Source organism: Paramagnetospirillum magneticum AMB-1, assembly GCF_000009985.1.
In the GTDB taxonomy this organism is placed as follows: domain Bacteria; phylum Pseudomonadota; class Alphaproteobacteria; order Rhodospirillales; family Magnetospirillaceae; genus Phaeospirillum; species Phaeospirillum magneticum.
Window position 1 is genome coordinate 3120798 of sequence record NC_007626.1, and the last position, 16146, is coordinate 3136943.

The following is a 16146-nucleotide window of genomic DNA, read 5'->3' on the forward strand; positions in this document are numbered from 1 at the left end:
GGTCACACGATCGGGGCGCCGAAGCCCCAGGAATAGGGGACCGGACCCGACAAAGCCACCTCGTCGCCATCCTCCAGCCCGCGCTCCAGATTGACCGGAGCCCCCAATTGCCGGGTGACATCCTTGCCGTTGACCAGCACCAGGAAGATCTTGTCCCTGGGCACGCCGAAACGACGAACCAGATCGCCGATCACCGTCCCGGCCGGGACATCCAGGTCCAGCGGCGCACAGCCGCCAGCATAGGAGGTCAGGCTGTTGAACATCTTGAGACGGATGGCGATGGTCGGCGCCAGGCCAGAATTGTCGCCGATACCGCGATTTGAAATGCCTGTTTTATGGCGCGCATCCATTCCTTCCGATCCTTTTCCTTCCAGGTCATCGGGCGTCAAAGGTAACGCACAATGGTCCAAGATTCATATTCGCCCCTGGCCGGGCGGCCGGTCAGGTTGTCGTCGACGAAAAAGACGCTCGGGGCGTCGAAACGGCTCTCAAGGTGAAAAAGAACGTGCTTCCCCGTCCCATTTCGGACTCCAGCCAGATGGTCCCGCCAAAGCGATGGACGATGCGCCGGCACAGGGTAAGGCCGATGCCGGTACCTTCGGCGTCGCCGGACGGGTCCAGCCGCTGAAAGATCTCGAAGATCTTGTCGTGATAGGCGGGCTCGATGCCGATTCCGTTGTCGGCCAGGCTGAACCGCCACAGATCGGAGCCAGTCCGCTCGGCCGCGATGGCGATCTGCAGCGGCCGCTCCCGGCTCCGGTACTTGACGGCGTTGCCGATCAGATTCTGAAACAGGCTGACCAGATAGGTCTCCACCGCCAGGACCTCCGGCAGGGCGCCGATGCGGATTTCCGCCCCGCAGCCTTCCAGGTCGGGGCGAAGATTGCCCATGGCCAGATGGAGCGCACGGGCCACCGAAACCGGCTCCAGCGGGGCGGCCTGACGCGAGACCCTGGAATATTCCAGCAGATCGGAGATCAGCAAGGTCATCTTCTTGGAATTCTCGACGATGAAGTCGATGAAATCATTGGCGTCGGCGCCCAGATGCCCCTTGTAGCGGCGTTCGAGAAGCTGGGCGTAGCTGACGATATTGCGCAGCGGCGTGCGCAGGTCGTGCGACGCCACATAGGCGAATTGTTCAAGGTCGGCATTGGACTGGGCCAGATTGTGAGCCTGGGCGGCCAGCGAACGCTGCGCGTCCTCGGCCGCCTCCTTGGCCGCCCGCAGGTCCCGGGTCATGGTTTGCGCCAGTTGCAGCGCCCGCTCCCGCCCCGTGGCCATCAGCCAGACCAGGGAGGACAGCAGCAGGCTCAGCCCGATGCCTGCAACGGCGACGACGGTCGCCGTGTCGCGCCCCGGCCCACCCTCGAACGCTTGGCGCATCTTCGCCGCAAGCGTCCATGTGTGACCGCCCACCACCAGATATTCGTTGCTGGCGAAAACCGTCGCGGCGCCGGCGTCTTCCGGCGATTTGTACAAGACGTCCCGGTCGGCCAGAGTCACCCCGTCATAGATGGTGAAGGCCAATCCCTGGGGCAGTTCGCCGTAGAGGCTGGCCATGACATCCTTGACCCGGAAGGATACGAAGACCCATCCGGCCAGGCTGGCCCGGCGCTGCGCCACATTCTGGCGCGGCAGGCCTTTGCCGAAGACCGGCATGTACATGATGAATCCGGGCGGAGCCCCCGCCCCCGAATCGACGGAAAGCTGCACCTTGCCGGAGATTACCGGCATGCCGGAATCGCGGGCCTTCTCCATGGCCTCGCGCCGCACCGGGTCGGACCAGGTGTCGAATCCGAGACGGCTGCGGTTGACGCCGATATTGGGTTCGCGCTGAACGATGGGGGCATAGGCTTCGCGCCGGCCATCCGGCTGGATCTCGTAATCCACGAAGCCGAGCCGGCGCATGGCGCCCAGATGCTCGTCCAGGCGGTCTGCCGCCACGCTCTCCACGATGCCGATGGCCTGGATACCGGAGAAGTTGGCATCCGGCTGAAGTGCGTCCACGTAGGAGGCCAGCATATCACGCTCGGAAATGCCGACGATGGAGAACATCCCCTGGACGCCGCGCAGCATCTGCTCATAGGTCATGACCCGCTGCTCGATCCGGCCGGCCATATCCCTCAAGGCGAAATCGAATTGCCGCCGCAACTGTTCCTGGGCGGTATCGCGCTCGTGATCCCAGGCGAGCCACGTCACACCTAACGAGGCGAGCAGCACCAGCCAGGGCAACAGCTTCAGGCGTGGGCTGGTCACGGCGAATCGTCGAATTCAGTCATGGCCGCAGCCAGGTCTGGGGGGAAATATTTCTGGAAGATCCGGCGCACGGTTCCATCCCTGCGCATCTCCCTGACCAGATCGCGCCACTTGTCCTGCTCTTCCGGCGACAATGACGCCTTCGACATGATCAAGCCGTGGGGAACCGCCGGATCGTTGAATTCGATAATGTCGGTGAAGTCCCGAATCCTCTTCTCATCCAGAGCGGGGTAATCGAAGGGCTCGATGATCATGGCCTGAATGGCGTTGGCGCTCAACACCCGGTAAAGCGGACCCAGACCGGCCGATTGACTGACGCGCCCGGCGGCCTGCAGGCTGTCGACCAATTGGTTGGCGGTCTCGCTGTAGCGGAAACTGCGGATGACGCCGAGCCGCAGGTGCTCGTCGCGCTCGAAATCAGCCAGCTTGCGGATGCCGGCATCCTTGCGGACCAGAAGGTAATATTTATTGCTGATGTACCAGGCGAAGGCGGCGAATCTGTTCCGTTCGGCATTGGCGATGCCTGAAAGGCTGAAATCCAGCGCGCCGGATTCGATCAACTGCCAGATCCTGGCCCGCGACATCAGGCTGACCACCAGTTTGCATCCGCTGCGGCGGCCAAGCTCCTCGGCAATGTCCTTGTCGATGCCGGAATCGGTCTCCGCCGAATAAAGCAGACCATGGTCGTGCAGGGCCAACGTGAACGGCCGCCAGCAATCGGGCGACGCGGCCAGGGCGACGCCAGGGGCAAACCACAGGCAGAGGCTGACGATCAGAATGCCGACGCGTCCCTTCACCAAGCCCCCTCCCTCGTGTCACGGCACATTCGGCATGGACCGTCAGGCCGGAGGGCACGATAGCCCAACCCCGGGGTGAACGGGAAGACGTCATCAAGACTCATTACCGGCCATCAACCTTGGTCGCGCATCCATCACTCGCGGTTCCGGCCCGACGGGGAGGTTCGGCGGCGCACCACCTCGAGATGGTGGAGAACATGGTGTCGGGATCGATGGGCTTGGCGATGTGGTCGTTCATCCCCGCCTCCAGGCACTTGTCCCGATCGGCCTGCATGGCATTGGCGGTCATGGCGATGATGGGCAGGTCCACGTGGCCGAGCCTCCGGATTTCGCGGGTAGCGGTCACACCGTCCATCACCGGCATCTGCATGTCCATGAGAATCAGGTCGTAGACTCCGGCCCGGGCCTTTTCCACGGCGATCAGGCCGTTATCGGCGATCTCCACCTCGATGCCGGCATCGCGGAGGATTTCGCCGGCCACCTCCTGATTGAGGTCGTTATCCTCCACCAGCAGCACCTTGAGACCGCGCAATGCGGCGTGATCGACCGAGCCGCCCTCGGAAACGTCTTCCGCCTCGTCGCGCCGCTGGTCCGAGGCGAAGACCCGCATAATGCTGTCGAACAGGGCTGCCGGGCTGACCGGCTTGATCAGCACCTCGCCGATATCGGCCGCCTGGGCGCCCTTGATGATCTCCTCGCGGCCATAAGCGGTGACCATGATCAGATGCGGGGGAAAGGGCAGCCGGATGGAGTGAATCTGTTCCGCCACCTCCAGGCCATCCATGTCGGGCATCTGCCAGTCCAGGAAAACCACGTCGTAGGGCAGGTCCAGCACGGCATCGCGAATGGCATCCAGGGCCTTGGCCCCCGAGTCCACGGCATCGACCTCGAACGACATGGCGCTCAGCATGTCCACCAGCACGGCGCGGGCGTTCTCGTTGTCGTCGACCACCAGCATGCGCCGGCCCTGCAGCTCGGCTTCCGGGATCAGGGGAGCGCGCGGCTTGCCCTTGCCCAGGCGGGCGGTGAACCAGAAGGTGGAGCCCTGGCCTGGCACGCTGTCGACGCCGACGCTCCCCCCCATCAGTTCGGCCAGCTTCTTGGAGATGGCCAGCCCCAGGCCGGTCCCGCCGAATTTGCGGGTGGTGGAGGTGTCGGCCTGGCTGAAGCTCTGGAACAGCCTTGCCTTCTGCTCGTCGGTCAGGCCGATGCCGGTATCGCGGACCTCAAAGCGCAGCATGACGTCGGGGCCGAGATCCTCCATCAGGCGCACCGCCACCACGATCTCTCCCGCCTCGGTGAACTTGACCGCGTTGTTGGCGTAGTTGATCAGCACCTGCCCCAGGCGGAGCGCGTCGCCCATCAGGTCGAGGGGAACGCCGGCTCCCACGTCGAACAGCAGTTCCAGGCCCTTGGCGGTGGCCTTTTCCGAAATGAGGTTGCCCACATTCTCCAGAACCTTGTCGAGATGGATCTCGGTGGCCTCCACCTCCAGCTTGCCGGCCTCGATCTTGGAGAAGTCGAGGATGTCGTTGATGATTCCCAGCAGATGCTGGCCCGATTGCTGAATCTTGCGCACATAGTCCTTCTGGCGCGGATCGAGATCGGTCTTCAGCGCCAGATGGGCCATGCCGATGATGGCGTTCATGGGGGTACGGATCTCGTGGCTCATATTGGCCAGGAAGTCCGATTTGGTCCGGGCGGCATCCTCGGCGGCATCCTTGGCCCGGGCCTGGGCCTCGGCGGTGGCGCGGGCCTGGGTGACGTCCTCGAGCATCCAAACCGTGCCCCGCGACAGGTCGGACGGGTCGATGGCGCTGCCGCTGATGCGGCACCAGAAGCGGCTTTGGTCCTTGCGGAGATATTCCTGTTCCCGCTGGTGGACCTCGCCCCGGGACAAGGCTTCGTAGGCCCCGCCCACATCGGCGAAAGCGGCATCGTCGGCAAACCAGATGCGGGTGGATTGCCCAACCAGTTCGCCGGGACCATAGCCGAACAGCTTGTCCAGGCGCGGATTGCCGCGCACGATGACCCGGTTCTTCAGAAAGGCTATGCCCACCGTCGCCGCCTCGAAGATGGCCTGCTGCTCTGACAGCAGCGACTGGATCTCGGTCTGGTTGGCTTCCAGGGTCTCGGCCAACTCGCGGGTGGCGGCCAGAAGCTGCTGGGTGCGCTCGGTCCTGGCCAGGATTTCCATGCGCATGGCCAGCAAAGGGAGAACGTCGTCCAGGACGCGACGGCCGGTCCCGCCCAAGGGTTGCAACATGGCGAGCTCTATGACGCCCAGGCATTGACCGCCGCTCAGAACCGGAAGGATCAGCACCGCGCGGGGCAGCGCCGACAGCAACCCGGTCCGAGCCCGGACATAGCCCGGCGGCGGATCGGCGATCAGGATTTCCCGCTTTTCCAGGGCGCATTCGCCCACCAGACCGTCGCCCAGTTCCACCCGCCCCGGCGGCGACGCCTCGCCATCCCGGGCATAGCCACCACAAGACAACAGGGCCCGCGCCTGATCGTCGAGCCGGAAATAGCCGGCAAAGCCCAGATGAAGGATGGGCTCGAGATGCGTGAACAGCACCTGGGACAGGCTGGCTAAGTCCTCGGCGGATTGCAGGCCGGACGTGATCTTCGCCACCAGGCCGGAGACGTGGCTTTCCTCGGCACGCTCGCGGACCACCGCGGCCAGCCGGGTCAGCGAGTCCACCACTTCGCCGATTTCGTCATGTCGCCGGACCAGGGGCAGATCCATCCTGTCCTCGCCCCGGGCCAGTTGCCCCAAGGCCCTGTTGACCTGCGACAAGGGGTGCCACATGCGCCGGACGATCACCAGGAAGCACCCCAGGACGGACACAAAGACGATGCCGGCCAGCCCCAGCGTGATTTGCATGGCCGAGCGGCTTTCGGCCTCGATGCCGGTCATGCGGGCGGAAATGGAATGCAGCGCCGCGCCGCGCAATCCCAGAATCACGTTCATCTGCGGCACATAGATCTTGGCGAAGTCCGCCGCCCCCATGCCGTATTCGCCGCCCGTGCGGCCCATATCTCGGATTCTGCGGGCCAGGGGGAGCCCTCCTCCGAAAAATTCGGCGTCGATAACAGCCAGGGCCGCCTTCAATTCGGGCGGCGAGCCGGTCTTGTCGAGAGCCAGACGCAACTGGTAATCCAGGGCCTGGATGATACCCAGGGAGCGCTCGATTCGCGCCAGCTCATCCACGCTCATGGGCCGGCGGGCGACAAAAGGGGCGGTAAAAACCGAGCCGAGCTGACCCGCCTGATCCCGCATCTCCGTGGCCAGGCGGGCAATGGTCACGAAATTGATCAACGCCGGGTCGGCCTGAGCCAGGTTGTTTTCGATGACATTGAGGCCCGGAGCCAGCAGGGGCAGGACCTCGACCATGGCGCTGACCGCCGCCAAGACCTCCGCGTCGTTGCGCTCGGCCCGCGGCCTGGACGCCAACGTGTCGATCTGCCGCCGCGCGGCGGCCAGTTGCCGCCCGGACTCGGCCAGGGACAGGGCGATGACGTCGGACTGGCGCAGCGGATGGCGGCCGTTCAACTCGGCCGTCACCTCATGCAGAGCCGCATCCGTCACCTCACGCGCCGCCCGCAGGGCTTCCACGCGGTCGGAGGGCAGAGGCAGATCACTGCCCAATATGCCGTTGGCCGGACCGCGCTCGGCGGAAATCCGGGTCGCAGCGCCAAGCCCCAGCTCCATGAGCCTTTCCGCCGCCCGCCCCGACTGGATACTGGCCTGTCGGTCCAGGTGCGGCGCCATCACCCGCCCGATCAGCACCATGCTGGCCAGAATCACCAATCCCATGCCGAGGCTGACGACCGTCGATACGCGCATTCGTCCCGCCCTATCCGGTGGTTGCCGTTGTGGTGATCACCATTGCCTCTTACGCCGCCCGCACCGTCAAGCTGACGCAGCGACCCCGGGTGCCGCGTGGCGGCAGCGGGCTTGACGACGCGACCAGCGGAAATCGGGCACCGTCCTTGCGCAGCCCCATCCGGCGGTCCGGCGACACCACGGCGTCGATGTCGCCGCCGACCAGTTCGCCCGCGTCATAGCCGAACAGGGCCTCGGCGGCAGGATTGACCAGCAGGATGCGACCGGATTCATCCGTGACCATCATGCCGTCGGGTGCGGCCTCGATAATGCTGCGAAACCAGTTCTCGGTTTCCAGCAATTCCGCCTGCTGCGCTTCCATCTCCACCTGCTGCTCCTCCAACTGGGCGGCCTGCTTTTCCATGCGCTCGGCCTGCTCCTGGCTGGCTGCCAGAAGCTCGCGGGTACGCAGATTGCGGTCGAGAATCTCCAGGCTGGCGGACAAGATGGGCATCAGGGCTTCCAGCACGGCCTGCTCGCGGGCCGTGAACGGCTGGAACGACGCCACCTCCAGCACACCCAGCACCCGCTCGCCGTGAATGACCGGCAGAACCATGATGCAGGCGGGCGGACCTTCGCCCAGGCCGGACCCGATACGGATATAGTCCTTGGGCGCGGTCAGCACGATGGTCGCCCTCTCGACGACGCACTGGCCCACCAGCCCCTCGCCCTCGGCAAAGCAATTGCTCAGGTGCTTGCGCTCGCGGTAGCCATAGCTGGCCAGCAGGCTGTAGGCCCCCTGTCCGTCGGCCACGTAGAAGGCGCCGTGTCCGGCCCCTATCACCGGGGCGATTCGGGACACCGCGTCCTGGGTCAGGGTAACGAAGTCGTCGGCCCGCTGCAGAGCGGCCCCGATCTCCGCCACATGGGACTTCACCCAATGCTGCTCGTCAGCCTTGCGGTAGATGTCCTGCAGCACCCGGATGGAGCGGGCCAGGATGCCGATTTCGTTGGGATAGTCGGCATGGGGGATGGACGCCTCGACCTTTCCCGCCGCCAATTCCTCCACCGACCGGCTCAGGCGGTGGTTGGGACCGGTGATGGAGACCCCGATCAGTACGCCCAGCGCCGCCGACAGCATCGCGCCCAGGACCAAGAACAGGACTGCGGTCCGCTTGGCCCCGTCGCTCTTGCGGCGGGCCTCCTCGACCGTCGCCTTGGACTGTCGCTCCTTGATCTTGCTTAGCGCGGTCAGGTCGTCGTCGGCCATATTGACCACGCTCATGAAGTCGGTGCTGGTGATGAACCGGGCCGCCGTCGACGGGTTGGCCTTTTCCCGCTCGATCAGGGCCAGGGCGTGTTCGACATTCTCGTTGAACCTACTGAAGTTCGTCGTGAACTTTTCGTCCTGGGCAAGGGTCTCCGGCCGGAAGAACCCCTTGCGCGCCTCGGCCATCTCCGCCCGCAAAGTCTCGCGCGCCGCCATCACCTGGGTTCTTGCCCTATCGCGAGTCACGTCATCCTGAGCGATCATCATCTGGCGCATGGCGCGGCCCATGTAGATCAGGTTGATGTTGGCTTCCTTGACGTGGGAAATGCCGAGCAGGTCGGTTTCATACATCCGCTCCATATCGGCCTCGATCTCTCCCAGGCTGGACAGAGACGTCAGGCCGATCACCAGGGCCACCAGGATGCCCGCGGAAAAGCCGATCACCAGCTTGGTGGTGAGCCTGAGGCGCTCGACGGTATTCAAGAGGGCTTTCATGGAGGGTCCTTTCCAGACGTTCAACGGCGCCGACGGAACAGCCGGTGGTAGTGGTCGACGGGGCCGAACAACGAATTCCCGATGAAGCTGAGGGACTCGGATTGCCCGATGAACAGCAACCCAAACGGCCTCAGAGCCTGATGAAACGTCTTCACCAAGCTGTCCTGCAGCGCACTTTTCATATAAATCAATAGGTTGCGGCAACTTATCAGATCAAGATCGGCCGGTGGCGCCCCGGCCAGCACGTCGCGCCGTTCGAAAGTGACGCCGGCTCGAAGTTCCGGCGTCACCTCGTAATGCTGCCCCCGCGCCACGAAATAGCGGTCGCGCAGGATGTCCTCCGTCTCCTTGAAGGCCGTCTTGCGATAGAGCCCCTCGCGGGCCATGGCCAGGGCCTCCGGATTGAGATCGGTGGCGGTGATGGCCATGGGCTGATCGCGGCCGAGACGCCCGGCCAGTTCCCTCAGGACGATGGCCAGGGTGAAGGCCTCCTCGCCCGAGGCGCAGCCGGGCACCCAGACCCGGACAGGCTCCGACGCGGGCTTTTCCGCCAGGGCCGCCGCCAGGGCTCGCTCCAGCACGCGAAACGAGTCCCGGTCGCGAAAGAACGAGGATACCGAAACCAGGAACAGACGTTGCAGCACATGTAATTCCTCGGGGTCGCGGCGGATCAGCGCCAGATAGGCGGCGCCCGACCCAATCCCCAGGATGGATTTCCGCTTTTCCAGCCGACGCAGCAGGGTCTCCTCCTTGTAGCTGGAAAAATCGACGCCGGTGGCCCGGTGCACCCTGGCGACCAGATCCCGCAATTCATTCAGGTCCGCTCCCGTCGCCGTCTCCAGATGGGCCACCTCACCGGCTGCGGGGGCCGAACAGGAGAGACGCGCGGCCAGGGCGTCCCCCATCTTTTCCGCCGACAGGACCTGATCGATCTGCCGGGCACCGATGGCGGCACTGGGCATGCCGTCGAACTTGGCCTCGGACGGCTCCTGCGCCAGCGTCGTCCCGCCGCGGCTCTTGATCGACCGGCACCCGACGACACCGTCGGACCCGGCGCCGGACAGTATGATGCCGATCCCCGCCGGGCCACAGCTCTCGGCGATGGACGTCAGCAAGGCATTGATCGACGGAGTCGATAGATGCTCGGGTGCCGGATCGCGCAGCGCCAGCGCACCGTCGCCCACATGTCCCTCCCGGCCGGCGGGAATGACCAGCACCGTATCGGCCAGCAGTCTGCTCCCATGGACGGCCAGCCTGACCGGCAGGGCGGATTCCCGCTGGATCAGCCTGACCACCAGATCGCTGTGGCCGTTATCGGCCATGTGCTGGGCCACCACGTAGGCGATGCGCCCGGTGGGGCGCAGCCGGGCGAACATCAGCAGCATGGCCTCCAACCCGCCGGCCGATGCGCCGATTCCCGCCACGTAAAGCGGCGCCGTCATGGGACCTTGACCTTCCCGAGCTGCACCAGGGCTTCGTCCAGGTCGCAATCGTCAATGGCCTTGGCCACCGGTTGCAAGGCGGTGGCCAGCGCGGTGCCCGCCAGCTTGGGCAGCAGCCCTTCCAGCAGGTCGCCCGCCTCGGAATCGCTGTCTTCCAGCAATGCCGCCAGCTTGCCCAGGGCCACCCACACCTCGGCGTCGGAGATGGCGGGGGCCGTGGACGGCTCCGCCCCCTCCAGGCGGCGCAGGCCCGCCATGACCGGCTCCAGTTCGGCCAGGGTGTTGGACAGCAGGACCTCGATCTCGTCCTGCGGGCCTCCCTCCTTGCAGGCATGTTCCAACGCGGCCGCCGCGGCTTGCAGGCCCTTGGCGCCGATATTCCCGGCGGTGCCCTTCAGCGTATGGGCGGCCCGGGTGGCGGCGGACGGATCGGAATCAGCCTGGGCGGCGGCGAAAAGCTCGGCGAATCGCCCCTGCCCCTCCCGGAACTTGATCAGCATCCGGGTGTAGAGCGACAGCTTGTTGGCCATGGTCGCCAAGCCCGCCTTCACATCGATGCCGGGCAGATCGGGAAGGGCATCGGCAGACCGAGCCGCCGGCATGGCTTCAGGGGCCGGCTTGGTCTCAGGGGCCGGCTCTGGCGCGGGTGCGATGGGCTCGGGCAGAGGGGGGGCAGCCCCCGGCCACGGCTCAGGGGCCGGCACCTCCCCCACGACAATCTCGCGAAGGGATACGCAGATGCACCCGCCGTGGCCACCGATGGTGGGCAAGCGGGACAGGCCAGCCACTAGCGGAAAGACGGTGTCGTCCCTCCGGACGCCCTGTAGCCGGTGCCCCTGCCGTGTCCCATAGTCCTGCCGCATCAGGGCGGGAATCAGGGGCTCGACGGGCCGCCCGGTCAATTCGCCGCTCCCATGGCCGAACATGGCTTCAGCTTGGGGATTGATCAGGATGATCATTCCACGATCATCGATCACCAGCATGCCGTCGGGCGCCGCCTCGATAATGCCGCGATACCAGGCCTCGGTGGCACGGATCTCGGTCTGCTGCGCCTCCAGTTCGACGGCCTGTTCCTCCAGGCGGGCGGCCTGCTTTTCCATGCTTTCGGCCTGACGCCGGGTCTCGTCCAGCAGGTCCCGGGTCTTGACCGTCCGGCCGAGGATTTCCATGGTCATGGCCAGGGCGGGCAGAATTCCTTCCAGCAGAGCCTCCTGATCGGGACCGAAGCGATCGAAGGCCGCCAGTTCCACCACGGCCATGAGTCTCGCGTTATGCAGCACCGGCAGAGCCGCGATGACACGCGGCGGCGCTTCGCCCAGAGCGGAGCCGATATGGACATAATCCTCGGGCGGGTCGGTGATGACGATGGGCTGACGTTCCAAGGCGCATTGCCCCACCACCCCCTGGCCCAGCCGGAAGGTCTGGTGGACCGATTTGCGCTCGAGATGGGCATAGCTGCCCAGCAGACGCAGATGGCGCTCCTCCTCCTCCCAGACATAGAACACGCCACGTCCCACATTCAGCAGCGGCGCGATGGCGGCCAGGAAGTTGCGGGCCAGGACGGGAAGGGATTCCGCCGTCTGCAGTTCGGCCTGAATGGCGGCCTGATTGGTCTTGATCCAACGTTGCGCTCCCATGCGCCGGGCTTCCGCCTGCAGCACGCCGATGGCCCGGGACAACTCCCCAAATTCGTTGGGATAATCGGCAAAGGGCAGCGACCGATCCAAATTGCCCTGCGCCATCTCCGCGACGGAATCCCGGAGCCGGAACAGCGGCAGGCGGATGGAGCGCCCGATCAGACGGCTGGCGCCCAGGGCGACCGCCACACCACACACCAGCAACGCCGCGAACAGCCAGAGGCTGGCCATGGCCGAAGCCACGGCATCGTGCGCCGCCGCATCGAGGTTGGCATCACTGATCTCTGCCCCTTGGACCAGCAACTGCTCGACGGCGGCACCGGCATGCTGGAACTCGGCTGAGCCTACCAGGGCCCGGGCCTCGTCCTCCCGCCCCTGCTCCAGGCGAGACAGCGCCCGGTCCACCAGCACGCCATAGGCGACATAAAGCCGCTCGAAGCGGTCGATCAGTTCACCGTTTTCTTTCTTCAGCAACCTGGGGCGGATTTCCGCGCCGGTCTTGCGGATCCGCTTGCGGGCGTCCTCGAGCTGGCGAAGGGCCTCCTGGCGGGCGGGCGCGTCGGCTGCCAGGATGGCCTGGCGAAGCGCACGGCCGATCACGGCGTAATCCGCCTGGAGGCCCTTGATGCTCAAAGCCACCCGCACCCCCGCGCCAGCCAGCAATTCCATGCTCCGGCTGAGGCGAAGCTGGCTCGAGACCCCAAACACACCCACACCGATGACGATGACCATGGTGATCAGAGAGCCCAACACCAGCTTTCGGCCCAGAGTCCACCGCTCCATGGCGGTCAGCAGGGCTTTCATGGAGCCCCTCCTGACCGACTGATGGCGCTGAGGTCGACGAACGCCCCGACAAGACCACCGGGCAAGCCATTGGGGTCGGCGAAGCCCGATAGGAAATACAGGATGTCATGTGTCCTGCCATCAGCAAGAGGGAGGGACAGGTCACGCCGGCCGCGGCCGATGGCAGCGATGATCTCTTCGCTCTCGGACTGAAAGACGGCACGGGACGCCTCGGGCAGAAACTCCAGGTCGATCATTCTCCGGCCGGTCAGGTTCTCCTTGCCGATTCCGAACGCCACCTCAAAGGCACGGTTGGCGCCCAGGAAGCGTGAGTGGGCGTCCAGGGTAAACACAGGGTAGGGCATGGCATCCACCAGCACCTGCTGGAAAGCCAGTTGCTCCCCCTTGGCCCGCTCAGCCACCGAGGCCTCTTCCAGCCTCTCCTCGGTACGCTGATGCTGGCGGACCAGTTCCAGGTTGAGCGCCAGGATGCGGACCAGATCCTCGAATTGCTGGGTGGCCTCCTCATCGGGAACCCCGAGCACGGCGACCTCCACCACGCCCAGCACCGCGTCGTTCAGTTGGACCGGGGCCATGATCACCGCCCCCGGCCGGGTCTCCCCAAGCCCCGATTCGATGATCCACGGCCCCTCGGCGGGGGTTACGACCACACGCAGGCGGCCCGAGCAGGCACATTCCCCCAGCAATCCCTCGCCGTCGGATATCTCCGGCGCCACGGCCGCGCCGACCGCATAGCCGGCGGCAAGCGACATGGTTGTCCCGCCACTCCCGGCCCGGACATAGACCAGCCCCTGCAGCGTCCCGATCAGCGCGCGGGATTCACGCAGGAAGCAATCGGCCAAGTCGGAAACGGTCTTGGCCTGCTGCAGCCGCATGGCGGCGGCGGCCAGTTGCGCCTTGCGCTCGGCCATGGATTGCTGGGTCCGGGCGAACTCCGCCAGCCGATCGGCCGAAACCTGCTGCGCATGGCGGCTGCGCAGCATATTGAGCAAGGCGAGCAGCAAGGACCCGGCCACAGCGGCCGCAGCGGCGCCAAGGACGGCGCTGCCGGCCAGGGGCACCGTACGCGAGAGATCCTCCATCAGCACCAGGGTCCAATCGCCGAAGGGATCGTTCCATTGCACCCGGGCCCTGGCCACGGCATAGCTCCGGCCATCAAGTCGCACGCGCCCCTCTCGCGTGGAAAAGGGCAGGATCGAAGGCTCGGCCGTCTCGAACATGGCCCCGAACTGCTTCAGATCCCGAATGGCGGCAAGATCGGCGGCACTGGGCCGCTCGGCCAGAAAGCCGATCCATTCGCCGCGACTGCCGGCAAAGACCACGCCCTGGGGCGACAGAAGCAGGCTGATATCCGCCTTGTCGCGCAGCATGGCATCGATCTTCGACAGATCGGTCCGCGCCACCACCCCCCCGACGGCCGGCCCAGTCCTGGTGGTATCGGAAAAGATCGGGGCGGTGAAGTAGAGAGAGCGGTCTCCACGGGCCAGACTGACGGCGGCGTAGACATTTTCCTTGCTCTGCATGGCCATCTGGAAATACGGCCGAAATCTGACATTGGTGCCCGTGGACGGGCGGCCGCTGCTGTCCCACGAAGAGTGGACCACCCCGTCCTGGCCGACCAGGAAGACACCATGCGCGGCATGGGCTCCGGCAACGCTACCCAGCATGCCCACCATTCTGGGGCTGTTGGGTGGCACGGCTCCCATGGCCTCGCCCTTGATCTCGCCATCAAGCAGTCCAAGGACCGCAACCGCCCCCATGAGATTGCCATTGAGGGTCTGGGACATGATCTCGATACCGTGGCGATACGCCTCGGATTGCAAAAGAGAGAGGCGTCCCTGCTCCTTGACCTCGTTTGCAATGAAGAATGAACACAAGCCAATGACGCCGGTCATCGCAGCCAACAGAAGCCGCGACAAATTCAGCCTGAGTGCAATGAACCGACCAACACTGTCCATAGACCCACCAACCATGAACAACACCAGCACATATGTCGCCGGAATCCATACCTCACGGCACGGAACATCGTGACAATATTACTGCAATCCACAAACCGGCATCCCCACCCATACGGAGTAGATTATGCCAAATGTTGGGAGGGCGATAGATGTTATGCGCGCGGACTGAGATTCGTCCGCGCCGGGAATGGCGGCCGGCCCCACACCCGACGATAGGTACTATACCCACACTTTATCGCCCAGTTCCCTGTTGACGCAACCATGTGTAATACGGAATAAAATAGAGAAAATAAATAGGTGCAGGGAGCTTGGGGAAATGGCGTTGCCCGTCGGCGTGATCAATCTTGAATGTCTGATGAATCGGGCAAATATCCTGTTCACCAGCGGGTACAGGTTTAAAGGCGACCTTAATTTATCAAACATTAAAGACGCATTTGTTGCGGTGACTGAACGCGTCGAAAAGTTTCGCCACCGGCTGCACTTCGAGGCCCAGGATAATTTTCATTGGACTCCTGCTTCGGGCGCCGACACCCGCTTTCATGTCGTGAGCGGCGACGACATCGACCATGAATTCAACGAGTTGTGCCGCGACAGCCTATCGCTGGTCGATGACGGCAGGCGCTGCCCCATGGCCCTGACGGTCATTCGCAATGCCAAGGCCCCCCATGATTTCATCATCGCCCAGACCAGTGAACACACCTATGTGGATGCCCGCAGCGCCGAGACGATCTTCAACCTGATCGTCGATTACTACAATGCCCTGTGCCGCGGCGATCACGCCGCGCTTTCAAAGATCTTGGACGCGGCGGAAAGCATCGTCACCCTGGGCAGCCACGAGGCCGCCAACATCATCGCCGCCGAGGGCTATGACCGCGACGGCAATATCGAGGGCCTGACCGCCTACCCCGTCGCGGATGTGGGCGGCTATGCCATTCCGCTCGCCGACGTCCCCGGCTGCCTCGACGCCTACAAGAAGCAGCGCTTTGCTCCCATCGTGCAGTTCTTTAGCATCGGCGAGCTTTTGAAGCGCTGCCGCGCCCGCTATCCCGAGGTCACCCAGAACAGCGTGGTCTGCGCCGCCCTGGCCAAGGGGTTCTACAACCTGAATCTTCGGGAACGGGGAGCGCCGGACAGCCATATCATCAGCTTCAAGATGCTGTCCGACCTCCTGAAGCCTGAATTGCGGGCCAAATACAGCGGCAATTACATCGCCTTCGTCCCGGTCAGCGTCGACGGTCATCTGCCCATCGAGGAGATGGCCAAGTCCATCCATGACCGCATCCGCCACTTCAAGGACAGCAAGCTGGACCTGACCATCTTCAAGCTGACCGAGGAGGCCGTAGAGGCGGCGCTGGTCGGCACGGTCGACGACCCGTTGTCCTTCGTGGTCACCAATTGGAACAACTACCGCTTCCTGAACTCCACCGAGTATCTGCACGGCTGCCATTCGGTGCGCCATCAAAGCGGCGTCAATATCGAGCCCAAGGACACCCTGGGCGCCATCCTGGTCAACCGGCCCATCCTGGTGATCAACATGTCGCCCGGACAGGAATTGTGCCTGTCCCTCTTCCCCTCGCTGCGCGCCGAGGCGGAGAACCGCCAGGTCGCCGGCGCCATCGGCGATGTCTTCCGTCAGTATTGAGGTGCGGCTCGAACCG

The 16146-nt window shown here is 64.7% G+C and carries 9 protein-coding genes; 1 reads left to right on the forward strand and 8 read right to left on the reverse strand.

Annotated elements, in window-relative coordinates; translation table 11 throughout:
• Positions 1-2 precede the first annotated feature (2 nt).
• The 8 genes from AMB_RS14735 to AMB_RS14770 form a co-directional block, all read right to left on the reverse strand.
• Positions 3-350, reverse strand: coding sequence for a MoaD/ThiS family protein (locus AMB_RS14735; RefSeq protein ID WP_043744659.1), 348 nt, complete (start codon positions 348-350; stop codon positions 3-5).
• 91 nt (positions 351-441) lie between these two features.
• Positions 442-2256 (reverse strand): CHASE domain-containing protein, encoded by a 1815-nt coding sequence (locus tag AMB_RS26475; RefSeq protein WP_011385305.1) that lies wholly within the window; start codon positions 2254-2256, stop codon positions 442-444.
• Positions 2253-3053: a substrate-binding periplasmic protein gene (locus tag AMB_RS14745; protein ID WP_011385306.1), complete on the reverse strand. Its 801-nt coding sequence runs from the start codon at positions 3051-3053 to the stop codon at positions 2253-2255. The genes AMB_RS26475 and AMB_RS14745 overlap by 4 nt, the downstream gene beginning before the upstream one ends.
• A 103-nt stretch (positions 3054-3156) precedes the next feature.
• Entirely contained in the window at positions 3157-6903 is a 3747-nt protein-coding gene (locus AMB_RS14750) for a hybrid sensor histidine kinase/response regulator (RefSeq protein WP_011385307.1), read from the reverse strand.
• A gap of 49 nt (positions 6904-6952) precedes the next feature.
• Complete coding sequence (locus tag AMB_RS14755) at positions 6953-8647, reverse strand: MCP four helix bundle domain-containing protein (RefSeq protein WP_011385308.1); 1695 nt, start codon at positions 8645-8647, stop codon at positions 6953-6955.
• Between the two features lie 20 nt (positions 8648-8667).
• Positions 8668-10089, reverse strand: a complete 1422-nt coding sequence (locus tag AMB_RS14760; RefSeq protein ID WP_011385309.1) for a CheR family methyltransferase — start codon at positions 10087-10089, stop codon at positions 8668-8670.
• Positions 10086-12530: a GAF domain-containing protein gene (locus AMB_RS14765; RefSeq protein WP_011385310.1), complete on the reverse strand. Its 2445-nt coding sequence runs from the start codon at positions 12528-12530 to the stop codon at positions 10086-10088. Before AMB_RS14765 ends, AMB_RS14760 begins: the two co-directional genes overlap by 4 nt.
• Entirely contained in the window at positions 12527-14317 is a 1791-nt protein-coding gene (locus tag AMB_RS14770; RefSeq protein ID WP_158303974.1) for a PAS domain-containing protein, read from the reverse strand. Before AMB_RS14770 ends, AMB_RS14765 begins: the two co-directional genes overlap by 4 nt.
• A 613-nt stretch (positions 14318-14930) precedes the next feature.
• Here AMB_RS14770 and AMB_RS14775 point away from each other — a divergent pair.
• Positions 14931-16130 (forward strand): hypothetical protein, encoded by a 1200-nt coding sequence (locus AMB_RS14775; protein ID WP_043744665.1) that lies wholly within the window; start codon positions 14931-14933, stop codon positions 16128-16130.
• Positions 16131-16146 lie beyond the last annotated feature (16 nt).